General features: G+C 71.2%; 22 protein-coding genes and 2 tRNA genes. 9 read left to right on the top strand and 15 right to left on the bottom strand.

Features of this window, described 5'->3' with window-relative positions:
* The first annotated feature begins 85 nt into the window (after positions 1-85).
* From ehuB to ACZ561_RS06445, 6 genes are all read left to right on the top strand, one after another.
* The gene (gene ehuB, locus ACZ561_RS06470; protein WP_470990407.1) at positions 86-952 is read left to right on the top strand and encodes an ectoine/hydroxyectoine ABC transporter substrate-binding protein EhuB; all 867 of its coding nucleotides are present in this window, start codon (positions 86-88) and stop codon (positions 950-952) included.
* On the top strand, positions 949-1,608 hold the full coding sequence (gene ehuC / locus ACZ561_RS06465; RefSeq protein ID WP_470990405.1) for an ectoine/hydroxyectoine ABC transporter permease subunit EhuC: 660 nt from the start codon (positions 949-951) through the stop codon (positions 1,606-1,608). Before ehuB ends, ehuC begins: the two co-directional genes overlap by 4 nt.
* Entirely contained in the window at positions 1,605-2,255 is a 651-nt protein-coding gene (ehuD, locus tag ACZ561_RS06460; protein WP_470990403.1) for an ectoine/hydroxyectoine ABC transporter permease subunit EhuD, read from the top strand. The genes ehuC and ehuD overlap by 4 nt, the downstream gene beginning before the upstream one ends.
* Positions 2,245-2,997: an ectoine/hydroxyectoine ABC transporter ATP-binding protein EhuA gene (ehuA, locus tag ACZ561_RS06455; RefSeq protein WP_470990401.1), complete on the top strand. Its 753-nt coding sequence runs from the start codon at positions 2,245-2,247 to the stop codon at positions 2,995-2,997. The genes ehuD and ehuA overlap by 11 nt, the downstream gene beginning before the upstream one ends.
* Positions 2,998-3,164: 167 nt before the next feature.
* Positions 3,165-3,923 (top strand): IclR family transcriptional regulator, encoded by a 759-nt coding sequence (locus ACZ561_RS06450; protein ID WP_260229692.1) that lies wholly within the window; start codon positions 3,165-3,167, stop codon positions 3,921-3,923.
* A gap of 74 nt (positions 3,924-3,997) precedes the next feature.
* Positions 3,998-4,071 (top strand) — tRNA-Lys (locus ACZ561_RS06445).
* A 54-nt stretch (positions 4,072-4,125) separates the two neighbouring features.
* Here the strand turns inward: ACZ561_RS06445 and ACZ561_RS06440 are convergent.
* The 6 genes from ACZ561_RS06440 to ACZ561_RS06415 form a co-directional block, all read right to left on the bottom strand.
* Complete coding sequence (locus tag ACZ561_RS06440) at positions 4,126-4,788, bottom strand: response regulator (RefSeq protein WP_470990399.1); 663 nt, start codon at positions 4,786-4,788, stop codon at positions 4,126-4,128.
* Complete coding sequence (locus tag ACZ561_RS06435) at positions 4,719-6,020, bottom strand: sensor histidine kinase (RefSeq protein ID WP_470990397.1); 1,302 nt, start codon at positions 6,018-6,020, stop codon at positions 4,719-4,721. The genes ACZ561_RS06440 and ACZ561_RS06435 overlap by 70 nt, the downstream gene beginning before the upstream one ends.
* Before the next feature lie 71 nt (positions 6,021-6,091).
* Positions 6,092-7,753 carry an AMP-binding protein gene (locus tag ACZ561_RS06430; RefSeq protein WP_470990395.1) on the bottom strand — a complete coding sequence of 554 codons (1,662 nt, stop codon included), beginning with the start codon at positions 7,751-7,753 and terminating at the stop codon, positions 6,092-6,094.
* Between the two features lie 25 nt (positions 7,754-7,778).
* Positions 7,779-8,369, bottom strand: a complete 591-nt coding sequence (locus tag ACZ561_RS06425; protein ID WP_470990393.1) for a lytic polysaccharide monooxygenase auxiliary activity family 9 protein — start codon at positions 8,367-8,369, stop codon at positions 7,779-7,781.
* Between the two features lie 165 nt (positions 8,370-8,534).
* Complete coding sequence (locus tag ACZ561_RS06420) at positions 8,535-10,061, bottom strand: SPFH domain-containing protein (protein WP_470990391.1); 1,527 nt, start codon at positions 10,059-10,061, stop codon at positions 8,535-8,537.
* A 1,758-nt stretch (positions 10,062-11,819) separates the two neighbouring features.
* On the bottom strand, positions 11,820-13,271 hold the full coding sequence (locus ACZ561_RS06415; protein ID WP_470990389.1) for a peptidoglycan-binding protein: 1,452 nt from the start codon (positions 13,269-13,271) through the stop codon (positions 11,820-11,822).
* A gap of 184 nt (positions 13,272-13,455) precedes the next feature.
* Here ACZ561_RS06415 and ACZ561_RS06410 point away from each other — a divergent pair.
* From ACZ561_RS06410 to glxA, 3 genes are all read left to right on the top strand, one after another.
* A tRNA-Lys gene (locus ACZ561_RS06410) sits at positions 13,456-13,529 on the top strand.
* A 247-nt stretch (positions 13,530-13,776) separates the two neighbouring features.
* The gene (locus tag ACZ561_RS06405; protein WP_376430921.1) at positions 13,777-15,621 is read left to right on the top strand and encodes a glycosyltransferase family 2 protein; all 1,845 of its coding nucleotides are present in this window, start codon (positions 13,777-13,779) and stop codon (positions 15,619-15,621) included.
* A complete protein-coding gene (gene glxA / locus ACZ561_RS06400; protein WP_470990386.1) occupies positions 15,618-17,558 on the top strand; it encodes a radical copper oxidase GlxA in 1,941 nt (646 codons plus the stop codon). Before ACZ561_RS06405 ends, glxA begins: the two co-directional genes overlap by 4 nt.
* Before the next feature lie 25 nt (positions 17,559-17,583).
* On the opposite strand, the gene ACZ561_RS06395 is transcribed toward glxA, so the two are convergent.
* The 9 genes from ACZ561_RS06395 to ACZ561_RS06355 all read right to left on the bottom strand — a co-directional run bounded on the left by ACZ561_RS06395 (position 17,584) and on the right by ACZ561_RS06355 (position 26,807).
* The gene (locus ACZ561_RS06395) at positions 17,584-18,612 is read right to left on the bottom strand and encodes a glycoside hydrolase family 6 protein (RefSeq protein ID WP_470990384.1); all 1,029 of its coding nucleotides are present in this window, start codon (positions 18,610-18,612) and stop codon (positions 17,584-17,586) included.
* 284 nt (positions 18,613-18,896) lie between these two features.
* Positions 18,897-19,565 carry a class F sortase gene (locus tag ACZ561_RS06390; protein WP_470990383.1) on the bottom strand — a complete coding sequence of 223 codons (669 nt, stop codon included), beginning with the start codon at positions 19,563-19,565 and terminating at the stop codon, positions 18,897-18,899.
* A gap of 2 nt (positions 19,566-19,567) precedes the next feature.
* Positions 19,568-20,197, bottom strand: a complete 630-nt coding sequence (locus tag ACZ561_RS06385) for a hypothetical protein (RefSeq protein WP_470990381.1) — start codon at positions 20,195-20,197, stop codon at positions 19,568-19,570.
* Between the two features lie 92 nt (positions 20,198-20,289).
* Positions 20,290-21,069 (bottom strand): HAD-IIA family hydrolase, encoded by a 780-nt coding sequence (locus ACZ561_RS06380; RefSeq protein ID WP_376430925.1) that lies wholly within the window; start codon positions 21,067-21,069, stop codon positions 20,290-20,292.
* Between the two features lie 81 nt (positions 21,070-21,150).
* Positions 21,151-22,710, bottom strand: a complete 1,560-nt coding sequence (locus tag ACZ561_RS06375) for an alkaline phosphatase family protein (RefSeq protein ID WP_470990379.1) — start codon at positions 22,708-22,710, stop codon at positions 21,151-21,153.
* Positions 22,711-22,856: 146 nt separating this feature from the next.
* Positions 22,857-23,924: a 2-aminoethylphosphonate ABC transporter substrate-binding protein gene (locus ACZ561_RS06370; protein ID WP_470990377.1), complete on the bottom strand. Its 1,068-nt coding sequence runs from the start codon at positions 23,922-23,924 to the stop codon at positions 22,857-22,859.
* Between the two features lie 31 nt (positions 23,925-23,955).
* Complete coding sequence (locus tag ACZ561_RS06365; RefSeq protein ID WP_470990375.1) at positions 23,956-24,753, bottom strand: ABC transporter permease; 798 nt, start codon at positions 24,751-24,753, stop codon at positions 23,956-23,958.
* Positions 24,740-25,618, bottom strand: coding sequence for a 2-aminoethylphosphonate ABC transporter permease subunit (locus tag ACZ561_RS06360; protein WP_470990373.1), 879 nt, complete (start codon positions 25,616-25,618; stop codon positions 24,740-24,742). Before ACZ561_RS06360 ends, ACZ561_RS06365 begins: the two co-directional genes overlap by 14 nt.
* Positions 25,619-25,700: 82 nt before the next feature.
* Positions 25,701-26,807 carry an ABC transporter ATP-binding protein gene (locus ACZ561_RS06355; RefSeq protein WP_470991300.1) on the bottom strand — a complete coding sequence of 369 codons (1,107 nt, stop codon included), beginning with the start codon at positions 26,805-26,807 and terminating at the stop codon, positions 25,701-25,703.
* Positions 26,808-26,820 lie beyond the last annotated feature (13 nt).

Genomic DNA, 26,820 nt, shown 5'->3' with positions numbered 1-26,820 from the left:
GTACGGAGAGAGAACAGGAGGCTGTCTCCGGTTATTCCGCGGGCCGGCAGGAATGACCTGTTCAGCTTCGGGTAGCCGCGCGCCCATGCCTCGAACAACGCAACAGATACGGCGGCGGACGATGCTGTGGGGAACGGCAGCCGCGGCGGCGGTCGGCGCGGCCGGCTGCGTCCGCGTCGCCTCGGGAGACACGCTCGGCCGGCTCAGATCCCAGGACACGGTCCGCCTCGGCATCGCGGGCGAGGTCCCGTACGGCTACGTCGACGAGCAGGGCGCCTTCACCGGCGAGGCGCCCGAGCTCGCCCGGGTGATCTTCGGCAGGCTCGGCATCACCCGCGTCCAGCCGGTGGCCACCGACTTCGCCTCGCTCATACCCGGGCTCAACTCCCAGCAGTTCGACGTCGTCTCGGCCGGGATGTACATCAACAAGGAGCGCTGCGCCCAAGTCCTCTTCGCCGACCCCGAGTACCAGATGCTCGATTCCTTCATCGTCCGCAAGGGCAACCCGAAGAACCTCCGCTCGTACGAGGACGTGGTGCGCGCCAAGGCCCGCTTCGCGACCGGCAGCGGATACGCCGAGATCGGCTACGCCGTGGCCGCCGGGTACCCGGAGAAGGACATCGTGATCCTCCAGGACCAGGTCGCCGGGTTGAACGCGGTCGAGTCCGGCCGCGTCGACGTCTTCGCCGGCACCGCGCTGACCGCCCGCTCGGTCGTCCGCAAGTCCTCGAAGGCCGAGGCCACCGAGCCCTTCGCCGCCGTCGTCGACGGCGAGAAGAAGATCGACGGCGGCGGCTTCGCCTTCCGCCCCACCGACACCGCGCTGCGGGACGCCTTCAACACCGAGCTGCACCGGATGAAGAAGAGCGGCGAGCTCTTCCGGATCCTGCGGCGCTTCGGCTTCACCGAGGCCGAGATGACCACGATGACCGCCGAGGAGCTGTGCCGATGACCGCGGGACTCTGGCAGAACTGGGTCCTGCCCGGCATCTGGATCACCTTCCAGCTCCTGATCGCCTCCGCCGCGCTCGCCGCCGCGGTCGCCTTCACCGTCGGCACCGCCCGTACCCACCGCTCCCGGGCCGTCCGTTTTCTGGCCGGGTTCTACACCGAGGTCTTCCGCGGTACCTCCGCGCTGATCCTGATGTTCTGGCTCTTCTTCGTCCTGCCGCCGCTGGTCGGCTGGCAGCTCGTCCCGATGTGGGCGGCGATCCTCGCGCTCGGCCTGTCCTACGGTGCTTATGGCGCCGAGATCGTGCGCGGCGCCCTGAACGCCGTACCGAAGGCGCAGCGCGAGGCGGGCGTCGCGCTCAGCCTCACGCCCTGGCAGCGACTGCGGCTCGTGCTCCTCCCGCAGGCCGTGCCCGAGATGATCCCGTCCTTCTGCAATCTGCTGGTCGAGCTGCTCAAGGGCACCGCCCTGGTCTCGCTGCTCGGTGTCGGGGACGTCTCCTTCGCCGCGTATCTGGTGCGGCTCGCGACCCAGGAGAGCGGCGGGATCTACACCGTGACCCTGGTCGTGTACTTCGTGATCGCGCTGGTGATCACCCGCTCGATGAAGGCGCTGGAGCGACGCGGCAAGGCGAACCTGGGGGTGATGGCCAAGTGAACTGGGACTGGTCCGCGGTGGCGGACTTCATGCCGCGTTTCTGGGACGGCCTGCTCGTCACGCTTCAGGTGCTGGTGCTCGGCTCGCTGATCTCGTTCTCGCTGGGCCTGGTGTGGGCGCTGGGTTTCCGGGCCCGCAGCCGGCTCGTGCGCTGGCCGGTGCACGCCGTCACCGAGTTCGTCCGCACCACCCCGCTGCTCGTGCAGCTCTTCTTCCTCTTCTTCGTGCTGCCGGAATGGGGCGTGCAGTTCTCCGCCCTGACCACCGGCACGCTCGCGATCGGGCTGCACTACTCGACGTACACCGCACAGGTCTACCGGGCCGGCATCGACGCCGTACCGGCTGGGCAGTGGGAGGCGGCGAAGGCGCTCAGCCTGCCGCGCCACCGGACCTGGCTGACGGTGATCCTGCCGCAGGCCCTGCGCCGGATCGCGCCCGCGCTCGGCAACTACGTCATCGCGATGCTGAAGGACACCCCGCTGCTGGCCGGTATCAGCGTGCTGGAGCTCCTCCAGCAATCCCGGCTGGAATCGGCGGCCACCTTCCAGTACACCGAGCCGCTCACGGTGATCGGTGTGGCCTTTGTCCTGGTCGCGTACCCCGCTTCCCTTCTCGTCCGCACTCTGGAGCGCCGTCTTGTCCACTGATTCCGAGAATGCCCTCATTCGTTTCGAGAACGTCACCAAGCGCTTCGGCGATCAGACGGTCCTCGACGATCTCAATTTCTCCGTCCGCCCCGGCAGGCACGTCACGCTGATCGGACCCTCCGGTTCCGGAAAGACGACGATCCTGCGCCTCCTGATGACCCTGGAGAAACCCGACAAGGGCACCATTCGGGTCAACGGAGGAACGCTGTACCCGGCCGACGAGAAGCACCGCCGCGAGGCGCGGAAGAAGATCGGAATGGTTTTCCAGCACTTCAACCTCTTCCCCCACATGGACGTTCTGCGCAACATCACCGAGGCGCCCGTCCGGGTCCTCGGGAAGAGCCGCGAGGAGGCGGAGGCGCGCGGGCGCGAACTGCTCGACATGGTCGGCCTGACCGACAAGTGCGAGGCCAAGCCCGCGCAGCTGTCCGGCGGCCAGCAGCAGCGGGTCGCCATCGCACGGGCGTTGGCGATGGAGCCGAAGGTGCTGCTGCTCGACGAGGTGACCTCGGCGCTCGATCCGGAGCTGGTGGCGGGAGTGCTGGATCTGCTCCGGGAGATCGCCGAGACGACCGACATCACCATGATCTGTGTGACGCACGAGATGAACTTTGCCCGGGACATCTCGGACGAGGTCCTGATGTTCGACGCGGGAAGGGTGATCGAGTCCGGTTCTCCGGAAAAAATCTTCTCGGAACCTGAGCATCCGCGTACTCGCGAGTTTCTCGGCGCGGTGCTCTGACCTCAGCCTCTGCGATTCAGCTTTGACCCTGGCATATGCCAGGGTGGTGCGCCCCAGCGTATGACGCTGGGGCGCCGCACTTATCTCGCCAACAGCCGCCCCGAAAAGGGGCCTTGGCGGCTATCGTGGTACGGAAGCTTGCGGTCACAACCTGGTAGGGGGAAACCGTGGCGCTGAAGCCCGAGCCCACCGCGCCGTTCCACTCGGTGCAATACGCCCTGCGCGTCCTTGAGACGGTCTCACGGCACGGTGGCGGGGTGACGGACGTCCAGATCGCTCGTGAGACCGGTCTGCCCGTCGCCCATCTGTCCTCCCTGCTGCTGATGCTCCGCCGTGAGGGGTACGTCGAGCAGGTCGCCGACGGCGCCTATGTGATCGGCGATTCGCTGGTCCTCCTCGGCTCCGGTCTCACCCGACGCGAGGCACTGGAGGGCAAGCTCCAGGAGACGCTGACCGAACTCCGCGACTCCGTCGGCGCCGCGGTCTACATCAGCAGGTACATCGACGGCGAGGTGAAGATCACCCAGTTCGCCGCCGGCCCACGCACACCCGCGGTCAACGAGTGGGTGGACTTCCGCTCGGCCGCCCACGCGAGCGCCGTCGGCAAGTGCCTGCTGACCCAGCTGGACCAGAACGGCCGCCGCGACCACCTCTCCCGCCACAAGATCGCCCGGCTCACCTCCCGGACGATCACCAACGAGAAGGTGCTCTTCTCCAAGCTGGACAGCCAGCCGCCGACGGTCCCGGTGCTCGACCTCCAGGAGTACGCCGTCGGCACGGTCTGCGCGGCGGTTCCGCTGACGGCCGGAGCGGCCGTGGGCTGCCTGGCGCTCTCCCTTCCGATCGAGCACGCCCACCGCCTGCGCTCGGCGGCGGACACGCTGAACCGCAGGGCTGCGCCCGTGGTGCTCTCGCTGGCGATCTGAGACACGTGACCTGGTCCTCGGAGGGGTGGTCGGAACCACCCCCGAGGACCAGGTAGTATTTTCTCTGTCAGCAGGCGCCGCTAGCTCAGTTGGTTAGAGCAGCTGACTCTTAATCAGCGGGTCCGGGGTTCGAGTCCCTGGCGGCGCACAGACGGAAGAAGCCCCTCGCGCAAGCGGGGGGCTTCTTCGTGCATGCCGCGGGCTACGCCCGCAGGTAGGTGAGGACGGCGAGCACCCGGCGATGGGTGTCCTCGGCGGGCGGCAGGTCCAGCTTCCCCAGGATGTTGCCGATGTGCTTGCCGACGGCCGCATCGGTGACGACGAGCCGACGGGCGATCTCCCCGTTCGAGTGCCCCTCGGCGACCAGCGCCAGGACCTCGCGCTCGCGCGGGGTCAGCGCCGCCAGCGGGTCGCGGTGGCGGCGCAGCAGCTGCCGTACGACCTCGGGGTCCACGACCGTGCCACCGTCCGCGACCCGGGTGAGGGCGTCCAGGAACTCCTCGACCTGGCCGACCCTGTCCTTCAGGAGGTAGCCGACGCCGGTGCCGTCGCCCGCGTCCAGGAGGTCGGCGGCGTAGGTCCGCTGCACGTACTGGCTCAGGACGAGGACGGGCAGACGGGGGCGGTCGGCCCGCAGGGCGACCGCGGCGCGCAGCCCCTCGTCCTGGAATCCGGGCGGCATCCGGACGTCGGTGACGACGATGTCCGGGTCGTGCTCGGTCACGGCCGCGTGCAGTCCCTCGGCGTCGCCGACCGCGGCGACGACCTCGTGGCCGAAGCGGGCGAGCAGCCCGATCAGCCCTTCGCGGAGGAGGACGCTGTCCTCGGCGAGGACGACACGGAGCGATCGGACAGTGCGGGACAAGGGATCTCCACTCGCAGGAGGGTCGGGCCGCCGGCCGGGCTGATGATCGTCAGTGTGCCATCGAGGACGGCGAGCCGGTCGGCGAGACCGGTGAGGCCGCTCCCCCGATCCGGGTCCGCCCCTCCCCGTCCGTCGTCCTCGATGTCGATACGGAGTTGCCGGGACGCGTGGCGCGCGGTGATCCGGGCCGAGGTGGCGCCGCTGTGCTTGCCGATGTTGGCGAGGGCCTCACAGACGGCGAAGTAGCCGGCGCTCTCCACGGCGGTGGACAGCCGGGGCAGGTCGATGTCGGTGTCGACGGGGACGACGGAGCGGTCGGCCGCGTCGGTGAGGGCCGCGCCGAGGCCGTAGTCGGCGAGCACCTGCGGGTGGATGCCGTGGATGAGTTCGCGCAGTTCGGTGAGGACCCGGCCGGCCTCCGCGTGGGCCTGGGTGAGCTGGTCGGCGAGCGGTCCCGGCGGGGCGTCGAGGCGGGCGAGGCCCAGGGTCATGGTGAGGGCGACCAGGCGTTGCTGCGCGCCGTCGTGGAGATCGCGCTCGATCCGGCGCCGCTCGGCCTCGAAGGCGTCGACGAGCCGGGCCCGGGAGGCGGTGACCTCGCCGATCCGGTCCCTCAGCTCGGCCTCGCGGGGGGCGAGCAGGGCGCGGCTCAGGGCGGCGCGGGCGCCGGCGAGGGCGGCGAGCGGATAGAGGAGGGCGACGAGGAGCACCGCTCCGAGGAGGGCTGCGACGAACGCCTGCGGATAGGAGGTGACCAGGTACGCCTTGACGACCTTGGCCTCCTGGCCGTCGGCGGCGAGCTGGAGGGGGGTGCTGATCAGGGCGGCGGGCAGTCCGAGGGCGACGGCCAGGACGATCAGGTCGAGCGGCCACAGGACGGTGGCGTGCAGGACGGCGTACGCGAGCTCCCGCCAGGTGGCCTGTTCCCGGACCCGTACGCGAAGCCAGGCCGCGAGGCCGGGGGTGTCGGGGATCCGATGCGGATCGGCGGCCGGGTCGAGGTCGACGAGCCGGAGCCGGCGGCGCTCGATGCCGCCGAGGGCGACGCCGGCGAGGAGGAGGAGCGGGAGCCCGACGAGCACGAAGGAGAAGACGACGAGGAGGAGCAGGACCAGGAGGGCGGCCGCGCCGGTGATCACCCCGGTGGCGAGATAGCCGGCTGACCGCCAGGGCCAGTCGCCGCGCGGGAATCGGGGCCGGGTGAGGGCCTGCCAGGGGGTTCGGGGCTCCATGGCCCCCACGGTAGGGGCCGGCCGGCGGGCGGGACCATCGGTCTGGTGGGTGTACGGGGGTAGGCCTGGCCCTACCCCGGGGCGCCGGGGCCACGCGGTGAGCGGCCGTGGGCGGCGTACGCGCTGTGCAGGGCGGTGACCGCCTCCGGCGTGAGGGGCTCGTACGGGCTCCCCGCCTCCGGGCGCCACCAGACCGGGTCCTCGCAGAGGAAGGCCTCCCGGCGCAGGGCCACGCGGTGGATCTTGTTCGTGGCGGTCAGGGGCAGTGCGGGGACGAGGCGTACGAACCGTGGCGGCATCTTGGTGCCCAGGTCCGGCTGGGCGGCGAGGAACTCCTGGAACGCGGTCGGGTCGAAGGCGGCGTCGTCGCACAGGGCGATCGCGGTCATCACCTGGTCCCCCGCGACCGGATCGGGTATCGCGTAGACGGCGACGCCGGCGGCGCGGTCCCAGCGGGAGAGGATCTGCTCGATCACGGCCGCGGCGAGGTTCTCGCTGTCGACCCGCAGCCGGTCGTCCGTCCGCCCCGCGAAGTACAGGAAGCCGTCGGTGTCCCGGTAGAAGAGGTCGCCGGTCCAGTACCAGCCCCCGCGCAGCCGGGCCGACTGCGCCTCGGGGTTGCGCCAGTAGCCCTCGAAGGGGTTCCGGCCGCGGTTGACCAGTTCACCGATCGCCGCGGAGGCGTTGAGGAGCCGGCCCTCGGGCGAGAGGACGGCGGGCTCGCACTCCGCGCCGGTCGCCGCGTCCACCACCGCCAGGTCGTCCCCCGGCGCCGCCCGGCCGATGGCTCCGGTCGGGGTGTCGGGGGTCCGCTGGATCGCCGCGCCGCCCTCGGAGGAGCCGTACCCCTCGACGAGCCGGGCCCCGAACCGCTCCTCGAAGCGGGCCGCGTCCACCGCCCCCGCCTCCGTCCCGAAGCCGAGGCGCAGCCGGTGCTCGCGGTCGTCGGGACGCGGCGGTGTGGCGAGCAGGTACTGCACGGCCCGCCCCACATAGGTGAAGTACGTGGCGCCGAACTCCTGGACGTCCGGCAGGAAGCGGGAGGCCGAGAACCGGGCCCGCAGCGCCACGCCCGCTCCGGCGGCGAGCGCGGGGGCCCAGTCCGCGATGACCGCGTTGCCGTGGAACATCGGCATGCAGATGTAGTGCACGTCCTCGGGCCGCAACCCGAAGTGGGAGACGAGCGCCCCACCCGCGGCCGCGAGGCGGCCCTGGCTGCAGATCGCCGCCTTGGGGGCGCCGGTCGAGCCGGAGGTGAAGTAGAGGAGCAGCCGGCTGTCGGGGCGCACCGGGCGGGCCACGGCCTCGCCCGGCTTGGCGCCCTCGAAGGGGGTGAGGAGTGCGCGGTACGCGTCCGTGTCGGTCACCAGCACCCGTACGCCCGGCAGGGGAAGTCCGTCGAGCAGGGGAAGGTACGCGCGCTGGGTGACCAGGACACGGCAGTCGGTGTGGACGATGTCGCGGGCCAGTTCGGCGCCCCGGCGGGTGGGGTTGATGCCGGCGACGGCGGCCCCGGCGAGGGCCGCCGCGCTGAGCCAGAGCGGGAATTCCGGCGTGTTGTCGAGGAGCACCCCGAGGTGCGGCTCGGCACCTCGGGGCAGCAGATCGACGAGCAGTGCGGCCCGCGCGGCGGCGCCCGCGGCGACCTGGTGATGGGTGAGGACCGCCTCGTGGCTCCTCAGTCCGACCCTGTGATCGCCCCATTGACGCTGCACGAGCTCCGCCACGGTCATACGCCGGACGATAACTGACTACCTGTCAGAACTGAACATCCGAGCAGGCGTAGAAGGCGTTCGCGGTGTCCGCGATCGTCCACACCGCCAGGATCACATGCCTGCCGGTCTTGCCCGCCGGGATGGTCCCGGAGTGCGAGAGCGTGGCCGGGGGCTGCTGGTTGTTGTACGGGACGGTGAGGAAGGGCTGCGGGTCGAGCGCGGCCCGCGTGAGCTTCTGGGTGCCGTTCCAGCCGTTCTTCGTGATGTAGTACTTGAAGTCGGTGGTGCTGTGACGGGCGGTGAACTGCCAGCGGAAGCTGTAGCTCTGACCCGCCGTGACCCTCGTGGTGGGCCAGGCGCCACCACGCGGGTCGTCGAGCTGGGCGAACTGTGTGAGACCGGCGGAACAGATCTTTCCGTCGGCGGGTCCGGCGGCGGGGAAGCCCTTGGGGCCCTCGACGGACTGCGGCTCCCACTGGATGGATCCGCAGTTCGTCACGGTGCCGTTGGCGCAGAGCTTCTGGCGGCTGATCGGGGAGTCGGTGTAGCCGTGGCCACTGGCGCTGCTCGTGGCGAAGAGGGAGGCGCCGGCGACGCCGAGCGCCACCGCCGCCACGCCTATCTTTTTGCGCATGTGTCACTCCAGGTGAACGTGGGGGAGTTCGGTGACCCGTGGTGCACGCGTGCGGTTGCTTCGATGGTGCTGTTCGGGCGGTGCTGTTCGAGTGGTGCGGTGGAAGCTATTCCGGTCTAGACCAAGTACCAAGGTATTGACGGAAGTTGAACATGTCCATACCAATCACGGGCCTTCCACCGGACCGGTACGGCCGGTGTAGAACGCCACCGTCAGGTCCTTGACCAGCGCATTGCGCTCGTAGTCGTCCAGCTCGACCAGACCACGCGTGGTCAGCCGGTGGACCACGTCGTCCACCGCCTCCACGACGGAGGTCAGCACGCTGTCCCGGTGCTTGGCGTCGATCGCCGCGATCCGACGGCGCTGCATCGCGGCCGCGATCTCGGGTGCGTACTCGATACGGGTCGGCTGCGCCGAGAACACGTCGATCCCCACCGGGGCGCACTCGGCGGAGAGCATCCGGGTCAGGGCCTCGCCGACGGCCTCCGCGTCCCGAAGAGTCGGGGCGTCCTCGTGGAAGGCGTCCGCCGGAAGCTGGGACAGGACCCTGGCCATCGCCGCCTCGACCTGCTTGCGCAGGTACTCCTCGTGACCGTCGACCCCGAGGGCGGCGCGGACGGTGTCACGGACGCGCCAGACGACGAGGACGACGACCCGCAGGGCCGTGCCCTTGGCGTCCACCGCGGAGAGCGGCTCACTGCGCCAGTGGCGAAGGCGGACGTCGACGCGGCGGCGCAGGAGGAGGGGACTGACCCAGACGAGACCGGTACGGCGGACGCTGCCCCGATAGTCGCCGAAGAGCGTGAGGACCCAGGCGTAGCCGACGCGGCCGCGGCCGAGACCGCCGAGGGTGAAGAGGACGGCCAGCACCCCGAGGGCGAGCAGGGCCCACTGCCCGAGGTGGATGCCGTGGTACGGACGCGGGGTCACCCGGAGCATCCGGGCCAGCTCCCCGGGCACGGCCCCGGCCGACCACAGGACGGCCGCGCACCCGGCGAGTGCGAGGAGGCCGCCGAAGACCCCGATCCACCCGGGGAGGACGGAGCCGGCGCGCTCGACGAGCTTGGGGTCGGCGGTCGGGGCGGGGCGGGAGGGCTCGGGGCGGGTGGGGGCGGGGATGACGGCCTTGGCCACGACGGGGGGTGCCATGGCGATGGTGGCGGGCCCGCCGTCGTCGTCCGGCTCGGGCTCGTCGCGGAAGAGCAGGTGCACGGGGATCGACCCGGTGGTCTCGGTCCCGATCACGGTCTTCCGCCGCGCCCCGGTCCGGGGCGCCTTGGCCGTCACCGCCGCCGGCGCCTCGGCGGCGACGGGCACGGCGATGACGCCGACTTCGGCCCCGATGATCCGCCGCATGTCGTCCCCGGGCCCGGCTGCGCCACGGCGGCCGCCGGGCGTCACCCCCGGGCCATCCGCCGCGGCCGACGGGACGGTGGGCGAACCGGGCCGGCTGCCCCGGCCCGTACCGGAGGCGCCGGGGTTCGGACGCGGGCCACCCGCCGCGGTCGGCGCGCCCGACTTGGTCGCCGACGCGGCAGGCGAACCGGGCCGGTGGTCCGGGCCCGTCCCGGCCGAGCCGCCGGGTGTCGTCGACAGGCCGGGCCGGTGGGCGCCGGAGGACGCCCGCGGTCCGCCCGACGGGGTCACCGAACCCGCCGAAGGCCACGGCGAACCGGGCCAATCGGTAGGCACGTCGGGCCGGACCTCCGGCCCACCCCGCACATCCGAGCCGGCCGCTCTGGCCGACGCCCCGAGCGCCGAGCCTGCCGAGCCGACGGGAGAACCGGGCCGGTCGTCCGGACCGACCGCGGCCTCACCACCGGCAGCTGCCGATGCGGCAGAGCGCGTACCCGAGCCACCCGCCGTCGCCGGCGCGCCCGAGGGGTTCGCCGAAGCGGCGGGAGAGCCGGGCCGGTTGCCCGGGCCCGCCCCGGCCACACCACCGGCGGCAGCCGGCGCGCTGGAGCTCGCGTCCAAGCCACCCGCCGTCGTCGGCCCCTCGGACGAGGTCGTCGAAGCCGCAGACGGACCCGGCCTCTTGTCCGCGCCGGAGGACGTGTGCGGGGCACCCGCCAGGGCGGCGGGAGCGCCGGGCCGGTTGCCCAGGCCCGCCCCGGCCACACCACCGGCGGCAGCCGGCGCGCTGGAGCTCGCGTCCAAGCCACCCGCCGTAGTCGACGCGCCGGACGAGGTCGGCGAAGCCGCAGACGGACCCGGCCTCTTGTCCGCGCCGGACGACGTAAGCGGGGCACCCGCCAGGGCCTGGGGAGAGCCGGGCCGGTTGCCCGGGCCGACCCCGGGCATACCGCCGGCGTCAACCGACCCGCCGGAACTCGCGTCCAAACCACCCGCCGTCGTCGGCGCCGCAGACGAACCGAGCCCGCTGTCCGCGCCGGACGATGCGCGCGAGGAACCCGCCAGGGCCTGGGGAGCGTCGGACCGGCTGTCCGGGCCGACCCCCGCCACACCACCACCGGCACCCGCCAGGGCGGCGGGAGCGTCGGACCGGCTGTCCGGGCCGACCCCCGCCACACCACCACCGACAGCCGACCCGCCGGAGCTCGCCTCCAAGCCACCCGCCACCGATGGCGCACCAGACGAGGTCGCCGACGACGCAGACGGACCCGACCTCTTGTCCGCGCCGGACGACGTGAGCGGGGCACCCGCCAAGGCGGCGGGAGCGCCGGGCCGGTCGCCCTGGCCGACTCCCGCCACACCACCACCGACAGCCGACCCGCCGGAGCTCGCCTCCAGGCCACCCGCCGTCGTCGGCGCGCCCGAGAGAGCTACCGAAGCCGCACGCGAACCGAGCCGACTGTCCGGGCCGGAGCCCGCCTCCAGACCGCCCGCCGCGTTCGGCCCCCCGGACGAGGTCGCCGAAGACGCAGACGAACCGAGCCGGCCGTCCGCGGCGGAGGACGTGAGCGGGGCACCCGCTGGGGCGGCAGCAGCGCCCGGCCGGTCGCCCTGGCCGACCTCAGCCACACCACCACCGGCAGCCGACCCTCCGGACCTCGCGCCCAAACCACCCGCCGTCGTCGGCCCGCCCGGCGAACCCGGACGGTTGTCCGGGGCCGTCGGCGACACCTTCGGGGCCCCGGCCCCCGCGGTCCCGTTCTCCGAACCCTCGGGGTCACCGATCCGGGTCACGGATGCGGCCGTCGGCACCGGGCCGGCGTTCGTCCGTTCCTCGCCGGCGACGCCGTCCAGGCGCCCCGCCGAGGCCAGGGCGACGGAGCCGCCCCCGCCCGGCGCCGCGGCCGAACCGTCACCGCCCCCGCCCGCCCCCGGCGTCGGGCCGTTGCGGGAGGCGTCCACCGGGCGCCGTCTCGGTGGGCGCGTCTCGTCCGTCAGGCGGATCGCCGACCGGGCCGCGTCGCGGCTCGCCGCCGCGCCCGAGTCGGGGTTTGGGGTCGAACGGGTCATGGGATCCACCTCATGTTCTCGGGGTCATCGAAACAGGCGCCGCCAGGTCTCCGGGCCCGGGTGGCCGTCGGCCGCGCCGCCGCGCCATCCCTGTGCCCGCTGGAACGCCTCGACACTGCGACGGTCCTCCTCGCCCCAGCGCGGACCGGGACCCGACAGGTAGTGCTTGCCGTAGCCCCGCTTCACCAGCTGCTTGCCCAGCTTCTCCACATATGCGTTGGATTGGCCCGGACGGAAGTAGCCACGCCCGGGGAACCCCTGCGCATCTGCGCTCGGACCGCCCGAACCACTCGAACCGCCGATGCTCCGGCCCTGGCCCGACACCAGCAGTCGCCACGTCCGTGGCCCCGGCAGCCCGTCCGTCTCCTCGCCCTTCCAGCCCTGCGCCCGCTGGAACGCCTGGGTCGCCCGGCGGTCCGCCTCGCCCCAGCGCGGTCCGGGACCCTGGCCGTAGTACTGCTTGGCGCCCCGCGTGATCAGCAGCCGTCCGAGCTGGGTGACATACGCGTTGTTCGCTCCGACGCCGAACATCGCCGCGCCCGGATACGGGACCGCGGTCGCGGCGCCGCCGCCGGCCGCCCGGGGCGTCGCGGTCGTGGGCACGCCACCGCCGACGCCCACGCCGCTGGCGCCACCAGGGCTGACGCCACCGACCACGGCCTTGTAGCGGTACGCCACATAGCGGTCCGCGTTGACCCAGTACGCGAGCGGCGTGGCCTGCCGGCGTGTGCGCGGCTTGGTCTGCTCGTACGCGATGTACGACGTGTGGGTGTAGTCCGTCCACCCGCCGAAGAGGGTGACGTGCGAGCCCTTGGTCGGGTCGGCCGGGTTGTGGAAGAGGAGGATGTCGCCGGGCTGGAGGTCCGCACGGTCGACCCGCTCGGCGATGCCGTCCAGGCTGCCGGTCCACTCGTTGGCGCGCAGGTTCCACGCCATTGAGATGTAGCCGGAGCAGTCCTGGCGGTAGCCGTCGGACCAGTACTTCTCCATCGAGTACGGGACCTGCGCGCTCACCCACCGCTTGGCGCGGTTGATGATCTCGGCGCGGGTGACCGTCCGCAGGGACTGGGCGGAGGTCTGATCCGTCGTCGGGGTGGTGCCGGACGGGGGCTGCGGACCGGGGCCGGGGCGGGAGCCAGGACCCGGCCCGTGAGCTCCGCCGTGCAGCGGGCCCGCATCACCCTGGGGCGTGTCGGGCCCCGGCACCGACGCCCTGTCCGCCGCGAGACCCACCCGCCCGTCCGTTGTATCCACCACAAGCCCCACCGCCCCCGCCTCCGTCGCCTGCGCGCCCCCTCCCCCCAGGACCACGCCCGCCGCCGTCATCAGGACCAGCGCGCGGCGCGCCCCGTGCGCCGCCGGGTGGCCGCCTGCCCGTACGGGCAGACCACGGGCACGATCGCGCCGTTGCCGGGCGCAGCCCGCGCAGCCGCAGCCGGCCGCGGGCTCGAACTCCTCGAAGACCGGAAGGCTCATGCGATTCCCCTCCACACTCGTCAAGATCTTTTGGCGCTGATGTTCGGGCGCCGGTTTCTCAACTGTCCGGACAAATCACATTTTGACGGATCGAAGGCCTGATACGACCATCCGACAGGCCGGGAGCGACCGGTAATGGTCGGAAGCACCTCCGGACGTCGGGTAGAGTTACGCAGGTCAGCAGGCGCCGCTAGCTCAGTTGGTTAGAGCAGCTGACTCTTAATCAGCGGGTCCGGGGTTCGAGTCCCTGGCGGCGCACGCAGAATCGAGGCCCCCTCACCATCGGTGAGGGGGCCTCGGTCGTCCCATGAGCCCGCAGCATCCCATTCGTCACAGCAGAACCAGAGCGCCCGGCTTTGGGCGGTAAACAGCTCGTTTCGCCCTTGCGATCAAGAAGCGGGGTCATGGACTCTGGCTTGGTCCCTGGGGGGTTGGGGGCGACGCATGGTCGCGTCGAGTGCGGGGTGGGGGCCCCGCCCGCGGCCGCGCACGGGGGGATGGACTCATGACGTCTGCATGGACGCCCGCCGGGGGTACTCGGCTCCGTTCCGTGACGACACTGCCACGCTACGACTACGAGCACTACAGCCGGCTCGCCGGGCCATTGACCGAGCCCGATCCGGGCGAGCCCTACCGGGTGCGCTACCGCTCCCTGCTCTCCCAGGAGCCGCACCGGCTGCGCGCCGCGCTCCTGCTCGGCGCCGCGCCGCTCGTCTCGCTGGGCCTGTTCGTCTGGCTGATGCAGCCTCAGCACTGGACCGAGCGGGATCCGAACCTCGACAACGACCTGCTCCGCGCCCTCGACATCGTGATGCTGGTCTCGATCGGCCTGATCGAGCTCTTCCGCACCATGAACGTCCTGTCGAACGCGCACGCGACCCTGGTCGCCCGCGACCCGGTCCCGGTGGTCCCGGAGGCGGGCACGCGGGTCGCCTTCCTCACCTCCTTCGTCCCGGGCAAGGAACCGCTCGCCATGGTGACGAAGACCCTCCGGGCGGCCGTGAAGATCCGCCACCGCGGGCCCATGCACGTCTGGCTGCTCGACGAGGGCGACGACCCCGAGGTCAAGGCGGTCTGCGCCCGGCTCGGCGTCCGCCACTTCTCCCGCAAGGGCGTCCCCGCCTGGAACCAGTCCGAGGGGCCGCACCGCGCGAAGACCAAGCACGGCAACTACAACGCCTGGCTGCAGGCGCACGGCGACGACTACGACTTCTTCGCCTCCGTGGACACCGACCACGTCCCGCTCCCCAACTACCTGGAGCGGATGCTGGGCTGGTTCCGCGACCCGGACGTCGGCTTCGTCATCGGACCGCAGGTCTACGGCAACTACGACACCTTCGTCACCAAGGCCGCCGAGTCCCAGCAGTTCCTCTTCCACGCCCTGATCCAGCGCGCGGGCAACCGCTACGGCGCACCGATGTTCGTCGGCACCTCCAACGCCGTACGGATCCGGGCACTCAAGCAGATCGGCGGGCTGTACGACTCGATCACCGAGGACATGGCGACCGGCTTCGAGATGCACCGGCACCGCAACCCCGCCACGGGCCGCAAGTGGCGCTCGGTGTACACGCCCGACGTGCTCGCCGTCGGGGAGGGGCCGACCGCCTGGACCGACTTCTTCACCCAGCAGCTGCGCTGGTCCCGTGGCACGTACGAGACGATCCTCAAGCAGTACTGGAAGGGCTTCGGGACGCTGCCGCCCGGCAAGCTCTTCAACTACACGATGATGATCATCTTCTATCCGATGTCGGCGCTGAACTGGATCCTGGCCGCGCTGAGCTGCGCGCTCTTCCTCGGCATGGGCGCCTCGGGCGTCCAGATCGACCCGGCGATGTGGATGATGCTGTACGGCAACGCCTCCGCGCTCCAGATCGGGCTGTACATCTGGAACCGGCGCCACAACGTCTCACCCCACGAGCCCGAGGGGTCCGGCGGCCTGGCCGGGATGGCGATGTCCGCGCTCTCCGCACCGATCTACGCCCGCTCGCTGATGGACGCGGTGCTGCGGCGCAAGAGTTCGTTCGTCGTGACGCCCAAGGGCGACTCCTCCAGCCCCGACACCCTCTTCGGCACCTTCCGGATCCATCTCTTCTTCATCGTCGTCTTCGGGGGTTCGCTCGCCTCCTCGTTCTTCTTCGGGCACGACCACCCCGCGATGATCACCTGGGCCTCGCTGGCGCTGCTGATCACGGCCGCGCCGATCCTCCTCTGGCGGTACGGCATCCGCGTCGAGCGGCGGCGTCGCGCCGAGGCGCCGGCCGCACCCGTCCACGTACCGGCGCAGCGGCCACGCTGGGCCGAGGCCCCGCAGCAGCCCATGGAGAGTGCGCTGGGAGGGCGTAACGAATGATCGCCAACGCGCGTCGCAACCGGTTCCGGCGGGTCGCGATCGGGGCCGCCGTGGTCGTCGCGGTCGCCGGGATGAACGGACCGGCGCTGTGGCGCTTCGGCTCGGAGCGCTACCACGAGTACGCGATCAACCGGCCCGAGTACAAGGCTTCGAGCGGGCACTGGGCCTTTCTCGACGTGCCCGCCGACTTCCGGGTCAACGCGATCCACGCGGCCCTGCTGCACACCGGGAAAGTGCTGCTGATCGCGGGCTCGGGGAACAACCAGAAGAACTTCGACGCGAAGAAGTTCGAGTCGGTGTTGTGGGATCCGAAGACCGGGAACTTCAAGAAGATCCCGACCCCGAAGGACATGTTCTGCGCCGGGCACACCCAACTCCCGGACGGGAAACTGCTGGTGGCGGGCGGCACCAAGCGGTACGAGAAGCTGGAGGGGGATGTCACCAAGGCCGGCGGCCTGATGATCGTCCACAACGAGGACCCCGACAAGCCGATCACCCTGCCCGCCGGCACCCGCTTCACCGGGAAGGCGAACGGCAAGACCTTCGTCTCCAAGGACCCCGTCCTGGTCGAGCGGGCCACCAAGGTCTTCGACCGGAACACCGGGCGATTCCTCCACAACACCCCCGGCCTCGGCCGGATCTACGTCGAGGCCGAGCGGTCCGGGAAGGCGTACGAGACCGGCACCGAGGACAACTACCGGGTGGCCGGCATGAAGGGCTCCGACGCCCGCAACGTGTACGGCATCGCGCAGAAACTCGCCCTGGACAAGAAGGACTTCCAGGGAATCAGGGAGGCCTACGAGTTCGATCCGGTCGCCGAGAAGTACGTGACCGTCGACCCGATGAACGAGGCCCGCTGGTACCCCACGCTGACCACGCTGAAGGACGGCCGGGTCCTCGCCCTCTCCGGACTCGACGAGATCGGGCAGATCGTGCCCGGCAAGGACGAGATCTACGACCCGAGGACGAAGAAGTGGACGTACACCGGGATCGAGCGGCGCTTCCCGACCTACCCGGCGATCTTCCTGATGTCGAACGGGAAGCTCTTCTACTCGGGTTCGAACGCCGGCTACGGACCCGCCGACGTCGGGCGCGACCCCGGGATCTGGGATCTGGGCACCAACACCTTCACCAAGGTTCCCGGGCTGAGCGACCCCGACCGCATGGAGACCTCCGCGACCGTGATGCTGCCGCCCGCCCAGGACCAGCGGTTCATGGTCATCGGTGGCGGCGGGGTCGGTGAGTCCGACAAGGCCAGTGCGAAGACCCGGCTCGTCGACCTCAAGGCCGCCGACCCGCGCTTCCGTGACGGCGCCGCCCTGGAGAAGGGCACCCGCTACCCCAGCGCCTCTCTGCTCCCGGACGACACCGTGTTCGTCACGGGCGGCTCGGAGGACTACCGGGGGCGCGGCGGCTCCGACATCCTCCAGGCGCGGACGTACGACCCGAGAACCGGTACGTACAAGCGCGTCGCCGACCCAAGGGTGGGCCGCAACTACCACTCGGGCTCGCTGCTGCTCCCCGACGGACGGGTCATGATCTTCGGCTCGGACTCGCTCTTCTCCGACGCGGCGAACACCCGGCCCGGCGTCTTCGAGCAGCGCATCGAGCTCTGGACCCCGCCCTATCTCCACCGGAACGGTGGCAGGCCCGAACTCGGCGAAGGGCCCCGCAGGATCGCCCGCGGGACCACAGGGGTGTTCCGTACGCAGCAGTCCGCGGCGATCACCTCCGCGAAGCTGATCCGGCCGAGCGCCGTCACCCATGTCACCGACGTCGACCAGCGCACGATCGCCCTGACGCTCAAGAAGACGGCCGGCCGGGTCGAGCTCGGCGTGCCGAAGAACCGCTCGCTGGTCCCGTCCGGCTGGTACATGCTCTTCGTGACCGACGCGCGGGGCACCCCCTCCGAAGCCCGCTGGGTGGAAGTGCCCTGACCGGTCCCGACCTGCCCGACCGGTCCTACTCGGCGCCGCGGGCCAGGTCGAGTGCGTACTGCTCGAACCACTCCCCCGCCTTCGGACCGCCCTTGCAGTCACCGTCCGACTCTCCCGGCCGCTTGATCCACAGATACGCCTTGACCAGCGGATCGGCGGTGCGGACGGTCGGAGGCTCACCGAGCGCGCGGCCGGGTGGGTTGCACCAGTTCTCCCGCGGATCGCCCTCGGTGTAGGGGCCGTTGCCGTTGCGGCTGGTGTCGACGACGAAGGGCTTGCCGCCGATCCGGTCCGACAGCTGCTTGCCGTAGGCCGTACTGGCCTCGGTGGTCTGGAAGTTGGAGACGTTGACCGCGAAGCCGTCGGCGTCCGTGACGCCCGCGCGCCGCAGCGGCTCGAAGATCTCCTCCGGCCTGCCCCAGCCGGCGTTGCCCGCGTCCAGGTACACGGTGACGCCGGGTTGGCGCTTCAGCCGCTGGACGGCGCCCTTCAGGAGCTCGTACCGCTCCTCGTGGTACTGCTGCTCGGTGCAGCCGTCGACCATGTGCATCACCGCGTCCGGCTCCAGGACGACGGTGGCGCGCCGCTCCCCGATGCCCCGGGCGACCTTCTCGACCCAGTCGCGGTAGGCACCGGCGTCTGCCGCGCCGCCCGCGGAGTGCTGGCCGCAGTCGCGGTGCGGGATGTTGTAGAGGACGAGCAGTGCCTCCCGGTCGGCCTTGTGGGCGGCCTCGGTCAGCGCCCTGGCCTCGGCCTCGGGCCGCTCCGTGCCGACCCACTCGCCGGCCGGCTGGGAGGCGATCTTCTCGACGAGTTCGGCGTCCGCGGCGCGGCCCGCCTTCGTGTACGCGGCGAGCTGCCTGGCCGCCTTGCCCTGCGGGTTGACCCAGAAGGGGTCCGTCTCCTTCGGCTGCTGGGTGCCTGACGACGGTGCGGCGCCCCTGTCCCCGTCCCCCGAGCCTCCGCCGGACGACGTGCACGCCGACAGCAGCAGAGCCGCGGCCAGCGGCGCGGCGCACGCCAGGCGGGCACGTCCGGTGCGATGTGCGTACATCCACTCCCCCTTGGGTGTACGGAACCGTACGGAACCGGTCAGGACAATCGTGGCACAAAGGAGGTCTGGGCCGGGACCGTAAGCCCGTTCTACAGTTGCGGAACCCGAACCTCCCGCGGCGGCGCCGGGCTTCTCCCGCAGCCCGTGCGCCCGTGGTCGAGGACCGGCCCGGCCGTCGGGCGCGCGGGACGTGGCCCGCCGGCCGGGCCTGGCGGCGGCCGCTCCGCTTCCAGCGGCGTGCCCGGGCGCCGAGCCCCGCCCATGTGCCAGGTCCTGCCCGCGCGTCAGGCCTTGCCCGTGCCGGTGAGGTACGCGGAGACGACGACGTTCGCCGTGTACGCGCCGGCCTTGCGGTCGAAGGTGCCGCCGCAGGTGATCAGACGCAGTTCGGCCCGGTCGGCCTGGCGCTGCCCGTACACCTTCCGGGCGTCGAAGCGCTCCCGGGGGAAGACCTGGATGTCGTCGATGGTGAACTCTGCGACCGTGCCGTCGGTCCGGGTCACGTTGACGGTCTCACCGGGGCGGGCCGAGCTCAGGCCGTAGAAGACGGCGGGCTTGGTCGCGGTGTCGACATGGCCGACGAGGAGCGCCGCGCCCTCGGCGCCCGGCCGGGTGCCGGTGCGGAACCAGCCGACCGAGTGCGGCATCTCGAACGGCGGCGGGTCCACCGCGCCCGTGGCGTCCAGGCCGCGTCCGACGACCGGCGCGGCGATGCCGAGGGAGGGGATCTCGACCCGGCGCGGCTCGGCAGGGCTCAGAGGGCGGTGTGCCGGGGGCAGCGGGGCGCCGAGCGGGCGGCCGACCGCGGCCATGTCACCGGTGGTCGGGGCCGAGGTGCCGCCCGGCCCTTCGGTGATCTCGCGGCCCCAGAGCCAGAGGCCCAGGAGCAGAAGGGCCCAGGCCACGCCGGTCAGCATCCGACCGGTGCCGGCCGGGCGGCTCGCATCGGACACGGTCAGTCCGCGCCCGGCGTCGTGCCCGTGCGGCGGCGGCGCGCACTGCGCAAGGCGACGGCCACGGCGGCGATCGCGGCCATACCGAGGCCGACGAGGGTGTAGGGGGTTCCGAGGCCGCTCTCGGTCGTGGTCTGCGCGACTCCGGGCGCCGCGGGCACCGGAACTGCCAGGGCCGCGCCTCCGCCGCCGGCCCGGACCGGGGCAACGGGGCTCGGGTGGTACGTCGGCCGGTGGATCGGCTCGAGCGTGGCCGTGTGGGTCGGCTCCGGCCGGTGCTTCTCGACGTCGACCACGCCGACGTCACGGTGTTCCCTGCCGTCGCAGGTGACGCTGATCTTGTACGCGCCCTTCTGGAGACCCGACTTGATCGTGGTGTCGCCGAAGAGGGCGTACGCGCCCCCGTCACCGCCGGTGAGCTCGGCGTCGGCGACGAACGCGTGGGACCTCGCGGTGCCGGTGGTGCCCTTGCAGCCCTGGACACGGACGTCGACGTCGGCGCCGGGCTTGGCGGTGGACGGGGTGACGGTGGCCTTGACACCGTCACCGGCGATGGCGGTACCGGCCGTGGGTGCCAGTACCAGGATGGCGGCCGCCCCTGCGGCACGGAGAGCAATAGGACCTGAACGCATCGTGACCTCCTGGTAGAGGAAGGGTCACCCGGTTCCGGCAGTTGCGCATCCGCAGGGGCCCGACCGGGGCACGCCCCGGGGCCGACCGGCGACTACACGCGTTCCACGAGGTCGGCGATCGAGTCGACGATCTTGGAGGGGCGGTAGGGGAAGCGGTCGATCTCCGCGTGCGTCGTCAGACCGGTCAGGACCAGGAAGGTCTGCATCCCCGCCTCCAGTCCGGCCAGGATGTCGGTGTCCATCCGGTCGCCGATCATGGCGCTGGACTCGGAGTGGGCACCGATCGCGTTGAGGCCGGTGCGCATCATGAGCGGGTTGGGCTTGCCCGCGAAGTACGGGTCCTTGCCGGTGGCCTTGGTGATCAGCGCGGCGACCGAGCCGGTGGCGGGCAGCGGGCCTTCGAGCGAGGGGCCGGTCTCGTCGGGGTTGGTGCAGATGAACCGGGCGCCCGCGTTGATGAGCCGGACGGCCTTGGTCATGGCCTCGAAGGAGTACGTCCGGGTCTCGCCGAGGACCACGTAGTCGGGGTCGTGGTCGGTGAGGACGTAGCCGATGTCGTGCAGCGCGGTGGTCAGGCCGGCCTCGCCGATGACGTAGGCGGTGCCGCCGGGGCGCTGGTCGTCGAGGAACCGGGCGGTGGCGAGCGCCGAGGTCCAGATGTTCTCCACGGGCACGTCCAGGCCCATGCGGGCGAGACGGGCGTGCAGGTCGCGGGCGGTGTAGATCGAGTTGTTCGTGAGGACCAGGAAGGGCTTCCCGGTCTCCCGCAGCTTCTTGATGAACGCGTCCGCGCCGGGGATCGGAACGCCCTCGTGAATGAGGACGCCGTCCATGTCCGTGAGCCAGGATTCGATCGGCTTGCGCTCTGCCATGTGCGGGGACTCCTGCCGTACAGAAATCGTGCGGTGTGCTGGGGGCGCCGCGACAGCGCTGTGGCGACGCCCCCAGACTAATCAGGAAGTGGCGATCTTGACCCTGTCGATCACCCAGTACCAGTCGTTGGCACCGGTGTAGCGGAAGCGGAAGCTCACGCTGGACGACCCGGTGGGGACGTTCACGGTGAGCGACTGCGGCTGGGAGATCACGTCGGAGGTGTAGCTCTTGACGACGGTCGGCGTGCCGCCGTTGAAGGAGGCCAGGACCTGCGCGGTCTGGCTGCCCTCCTGGCGGTAGAAGGTGGTGAAGTCCAGCGTGACGCGGCTCGCTCCGGAGACGCTGTACGCGGGGGTGACGAGCGTCGAGTCGTACGTACCGGAGAAGGTCTTGTCCGCCCACTCGTCGGAGTCGGCGACGGCGAAGACACCCCGGGAGCGGACGTTGAGCTCGCGGGACTGGTCGCGCTGGGTGCGGGACCAGAACTCGTCGGTGGCGAAGGCCCAGCCGCGCCACTCGGTCATGCCGCCGGTGCCCATGGCGTTGTTGATGACGGACCAGCCGCTGGGTGCGGCGTGGGTGAAGCCGAGGACGCCGGCGGGGATGCCTGTCTCGTCGACGCGGCCGGTGAGGGAGGAGTGCAGCGCGTCGAAGGGGTCGGTGGAGCGCTGCTGGATCGGCTTGCCGTCCAGGCCCCAGGAGGCGTCGGGCGCGATGCCCAGCTGGTGGAAGACGGTGGCGGCGACGTCGACGAGGCGGGTGTCGATGGGGCGGGCGCCGGCGGCGATGCCGGGCCCTTGCGCGAGGACGAAGGTGCGGCGCTCCTCGACGGAGGAGCCGCCGTGCCCGCCGGCGTCGGTGTGGCCGTGGTCGGTGGTGACGATGACCGTCCAGCGCTCGGTGGCGTACGACGGGCGGGCCTTGATCGCGGCGAGGAGCCGGCCGAGGTAGCCGTCCTGGACGTCGATGGCGTCGAGGTACTTGGCGCTCTTCGCACCGTAGGTGTGGGCGATCTCGTCGGTCTCGCCGAAGTAGACGAAGACGACGTCCGGGTTCTGGTTCCGGAGGATGTCCTCGGTGGTGTCGGTGATCACCTTGTCGTTGACGACGTAGTTGTTGTCGTACACGAGCTTGGCGTCGGCGCCGGGGGTGACCGTGCCGTGGGTGTCGAGCTCGGGCCAGTCGACGGCCGCGAAGAGCGAGAGTTCGGGGCGGACCTGATTCAACCGGGCCAGGAAGCCGGGGTACTTGGCGTAGTTCTTCCCGGCGAAGGTGTTGTCCTTCACGCCGTGCTTGTCGGGCCAGACACCGGTGGAGATGGTCGACCAGCCCGGGCCGGAGGAGGTGGCGGCCATCGGGTTGGCGTAGAGCAGCGACAGGCCGTACGTGCCGTTCGCCATCAGCGACTTGAGGGTCGGGGCCTTGGCCGCGTCGATCCTGTCGTACCGCAGGCCGTCCATGCCGACGACGAGCACCTTGTCCTTGCTGGTGCCGTTCGGGAGCGTGGGGGCGGCGGCGTGGGCGGCGGGCGCGGTGGCCACGCCCGTGGCGGCGACGGCCGCCGTGGCGCCGGCAGCGGCGAGCACGGTACGGCGGGAGACTCCGGTGGACAGGGCCGTGGACATGCCGGTGATCGGCATCTGGATCCTCCGTGGAAGGGGTGAGGAGGGGGCGAGGACACGCCAACGCCCCCGATTCCTCGGGGGCGTTGGTCCGTACCCGTTATCTTTCCGCTACATGCGGAGGGATTCCAGGGGCTGTGCGGTGAACTCTTGGAAGCCCGCGGTTAGCTTCCGGTGGCCGTCTTCCAGGCGTCGACGTAGGCGGTCAGGTTCTTGTCGATGTCGGCCCAGTCGGGCTCGAAGATCTCGACGCCCTCCATCAGCTTCGCGAGCTCGATGGCGTTGGCGTCGGTGGCCTTGACGTCCTTGCGGGCCGGGAAACCACCGCCGATCGCGCTGACCTCGCGCTGGGCCTGCTCGCTCAGCATGAAGTCGAGCAGCTTCTTGCCGTTCTCGCTGTGCGGGGCCTTGCTCACCAGACCCGCGGCGTACGGCAGGGCGAAGCTGGTGGGCCGGCCGCCGTCCTTGGCCGGGAACCAGATGCCGAGGTTCGGCATGGACCTGGACTGGGCGAAGTTCATCTGGACATCGCCGTTGGCGACGAGGATCTCGCCCTTGTCGACCTTCGGGGCCAGCTTGGAGGTCGAGGAGGAGGGGCCGACATTGTTGGTCTGGAGCTTCTTCAGGTACTCCATCGCCGGCTCCCGGCCGCCGAAGTCGTGCATCGCCTTGATGACCACGGCCGTGCCGTCACCGGCGACACCCGGAGTGGAGTACTGCAGCTTGTTCTTGTACTTCGCGTCGAGGAGCTCCTCCCACGTCTTGGGGGCCTCCTTCAGCTGCTGCTTGTTGTGGATGAAGCCGAAGTAGTTGTTGACGACGGAGATCCACGTGCCGTCGGCCGCCTTGTTCCCGCCGTCGACCTGCTCGGCGCCCTTCGGGGTGTACGCCTGGAGCAGCCCCTTGGAGTCGGCCTGCTGGATGAAGGGCGGCAGGGTCACGATGACATCGGCCTGCGTGTTGTTCTTCTCGCGGACGGCACGCTGCACCATCTCGCCGGAACCGCCCTCGACGTACTTGACCCTGATGCCGGTCTGCTTCTCGAAGTCGGCGAAGACCTTGTCGTACCAGCCGTCGCCCTTCTCCCCCTTGAGGCCGTCGGCGCTGTAGACCGTGACGACCTTCTCGTCGGAGGCGGCGGAGGAGCCACCGCAGGCGGTGAGGCCGGCGGCGAGGGCGAGGCTGCCGACGACGGCGGCGATCGGCTTGACGAGCTTGGACGAGGTAAGCATGACGTCGTTCTCTCCTGAGGACGTGGCTGATCTATCGGTAGGACGCTTTGGTACGGATACGGGAGACGGCGAGCAGGACGAGCAGGGTCGCGGCCATGAGGACCACGGCGAGCGCCGAACCGGTGAAGAGGGAGCCGCGGTCGGTGGCCGTGAAGATCAGCACCGGGAGCGGCAGCCAGTCCGGCGGGTAGAGCATCATCGTGGCGCTCAACTCGCCCATGGACAGGGCGAAACAGAGCCCGGCGGCCGCGTTGAGCGACGGCAGCAGGAGCGGCAGCTTCACCCGGAGCAGCACGTAGGACGGGCGGGCGCCGAGGCTGGACGCCGCCTGCTCATACATCGGGTCGAGGCGGAGGATGGCCGCCGATACCGACTGATGGGCGAACGCCGTGACAAGGATGGTGTGCGCGAGGATCACGATCCAGCGCGTGCCGTTCAGGAGCACGGGCGGCTGCGAGAAGGCGACGAGCACGGCGAGGCCGACGACGACCGAGGGCACGGCGACGGGCAGCATGAACAGCGCGTCGAGGAACCGACGGCCGTTCTTCCGCAGGGAGTTGGCCACCAGGGCCGCCCAGGTGCCGATGGTCAGCGCGAGCAGGCTCGCGGTGACGGCGGTGACCAGGCTGGTGGTCAGCGCCTGCAGGGACTCACCGCGCACGGCGGCCGTGTAGTGCTCCGCGGTCGGCCCGGAGGGGAAGGCCCCGGACCAGTGGGTGGAGAACGAGGCGGCGAGGATCACCAGGAGCGGGAGAGCGAAGAGCGGGACGAAGAGGACCGCGAAGACGGCCCAGGTCGTCGCCCTGCCCGTACGGCTATGCACCAACACGACGGCTCACCACCCGGTAGAGGCCGTAGAGGCCAACGGAGATCGCGACGTTGACGACGGCGACGACACAGGCGGCGGCGTAGTCGGACTCGAGGATGGCCTTGCCGTAGACGAGCATCGGGAGGGTCGTGACGCCCTTGGCGCCGGTGAAGAGGACGATCCCGAACTCGTTCAGACACATGACCAGGACAAGGCTCCCGCCGGCGGCGAGCGCGGGCAGCGCCTCGGGCAGGATCACCCGCCTGATGATCCGCAGCGGCCGCGCTCCGAGGGAGGAGGCGACCTCCAGCTGGGCGGTCTCCATCTGCGAGAACGCGGCGAGGAGCGGGCGCATCACGAAGGGCGTGAAGTACGTGATCTCGGCGAGGAGGACACCCCACGGCGTGGTCAGGAACCGGAAGGGCCCCGACGGGGCGCCCGTGACGTCCGTCCACAGGCCGTTGGCCATGCCGACCGTGCCATAGAGGAAGAGGAGCGCGAGGGTGATGAGGAAGGAGGGGAAGGAGAGAAAGACGTCGATGAACTTCGACACCGCCTTCCCCCCGGGAAACGGCACGAACGCGATGACGAGCGCGAGCACGAACCCGAGGGCAAGACACCCGACGGTGGCCCCGACAGCAAGCCACACGGTGGTGACCAGCGCCTCCTGGAAGGCCTCGGACCCGAAGACATCGGCGTAGGCACCGGGGGCGAGGGATTCCTGGACGACGAGGGCGAGGGGGTAGAGGAAGACGAGCGCGAGCGCGAGGACGGGAGGGAGGGCCCAGAGCCACGGCGGGACGCCGCGCGCGCCGCGATGCGGGCCTCGCGGCGAATCGCCGCGCTCCGCGCCGGCGGCTGCCGCGGGCGCCGGATCGCTTCCCACCCGTTGTGGGCGTTCGTCCCGCTGGGGGTCCCCCCGGCGAAGCCAGGGGGAGGGACGGGTGGGCACAACGCCACGTGAGCGCTCAGCCTTCATGACCGGCTCCGCGGGACCAGCCATCGGACACCCCGGCCCCCAGCAGCACCCCGTCCTCGGCCGCGAAGTGGAGGACCACCTCGTCACCGAGGGCGGGAGTCTCGCGGAGTTCCCGAACGTCCGCCTTCACACGGTGCCCGTCGACGTCGACGTACAGGCGATGCGTGGACCCACGCCACTGCACCTCCGCGATCCGCCCCCGCAGCGCGTTCGGTCCCTCCCCGAGGCCGATGAGGTGCGGTCGTACGCACAGCGTCGCGGCCGCGCCCGGGGCGGCGTCGTCCGTCGCGACCTGGAGTTCGGCGCCGCCGAAGGACACTCCGCCCACACCCACCGTCACCGGCAGCAGGTTCGCGTTGCCGACGAACGACGCCGTGAATTCCGTACGCGGACGTCGGTACAGCTCCTGCGGCGTGCCGCAGTCCTGGAGCCGGGCCCGGTCCATGACGGCGATCCGGTCGGCGAGGGTCAGCGCCTCGACCTGGTCGTGGGTGACGTACAGGACCGAGACGTCCGGCAACTCCCGGTGGAGTCGCGCCAGTTCGGCCAGCATCCCGGAGCGCAACTGCGCGTCGAGCGCGGACAGCGGCTCGTCGAGGAGCAGGACGTTCGGCCGGATGGCCAGCGCCCGCGCGATGGCGACGCGCTGCTGCTGTCCGCCGGACAGCTCGCGCGGATAGCGCTTGGCATAGGCCGCCATCCCGGTCATCTCCAGGGCCTCGGCGACCCGCCCGGGGATCTCGGCCTTCGGCACCTTCTGCGCCTTCAGGCCGAAGGCCACGTTGTCCTCGACCCGCATGTGCGGGAAGAGGGCGTACTGCTGGACGACCATCCCGATCCCCCGCCGGTACGGCGGGAGGTCGGTGACGTCGCGGTCGCCGATGAACACCCGCCCGGAGACCGGCCGCACGAACCCGGCGACGGCACGCAGGGCGGTGGTCTTGCCGGAGCCGGAGGGCCCGAGGAGGGCCATGACCTCGCCGGGTTCGACGGTCAGGTCGAGCGAGTCGAGAACGGTGTGGTGCCCGTACGCGACGGAGACGGAGTCGAAGCGGATGCCGCTACGGGCACCGGCCGCGTGGGTCGTCGCGCGCATGGTGTGCGCCACG

This window comes from Streptomyces sp. NPDC039609, from assembly GCF_055596705.1.
Note: the sequence above shows the minus strand (reverse complement) of the source record. Positions and strands in the feature narration are given on the sequence as shown.

Bases quoted from the DNA above. Each gene is read 5' to 3' on its own strand.
- ehuB (WP_470990407.1), top strand. From the start codon at position 86: ATGCCTCGAACAACGCAACAGATACGGCGGCGGACGATGCTGTGGGGA.
- ehuC (WP_470990405.1), top strand. From the start codon at position 949: ATGACCGCGGGACTCTGGCAGAACTGGGTCCTGCCCGGCATCTGGATC.
- ACZ561_RS06435 (WP_470990397.1), bottom strand. From the start codon at position 6,020: ATGGAGCCCCGAACCCCCTGGCAGGCCCTCACCCGGCCCCGATTCCCG.
- ACZ561_RS06430 (WP_470990395.1), bottom strand. From the start codon at position 7,753: ATGACCGTGGCGGAGCTCGTGCAGCGTCAATGGGGCGATCACAGGGTC.
- ACZ561_RS06425 (WP_470990393.1), bottom strand. From the start codon at position 8,369: ATGCGCAAAAAGATAGGCGTGGCGGCGGTGGCGCTCGGCGTCGCCGGC.
- ACZ561_RS06415 (WP_470990389.1), bottom strand. From the start codon at position 13,271: ATGAGCCTTCCGGTCTTCGAGGAGTTCGAGCCCGCGGCCGGCTGCGGC.
- ACZ561_RS06405 (WP_376430921.1), top strand. From the start codon at position 13,777: ATGACGTCTGCATGGACGCCCGCCGGGGGTACTCGGCTCCGTTCCGTG.
- glxA (WP_470990386.1), top strand. From the start codon at position 15,618: ATGATCGCCAACGCGCGTCGCAACCGGTTCCGGCGGGTCGCGATCGGG.
- ACZ561_RS06395 (WP_470990384.1), bottom strand. From the start codon at position 18,612: ATGTACGCACATCGCACCGGACGTGCCCGCCTGGCGTGCGCCGCGCCG.
- ACZ561_RS06385 (WP_470990381.1), bottom strand. From the start codon at position 20,197: ATGCGTTCAGGTCCTATTGCTCTCCGTGCCGCAGGGGCGGCCGCCATC.
- ACZ561_RS06380 (WP_376430925.1), bottom strand. From the start codon at position 21,069: ATGGCAGAGCGCAAGCCGATCGAATCCTGGCTCACGGACATGGACGGC.
- ACZ561_RS06375 (WP_470990379.1), bottom strand. From the start codon at position 22,710: ATGCCGATCACCGGCATGTCCACGGCCCTGTCCACCGGAGTCTCCCGC.
- ACZ561_RS06370 (WP_470990377.1), bottom strand. From the start codon at position 23,924: ATGCTTACCTCGTCCAAGCTCGTCAAGCCGATCGCCGCCGTCGTCGGC.
- ACZ561_RS06355 (WP_470991300.1), bottom strand. From the start codon at position 26,807: ATGCGCGCGACGACCCACGCGGCCGGTGCCCGTAGCGGCATCCGCTTC.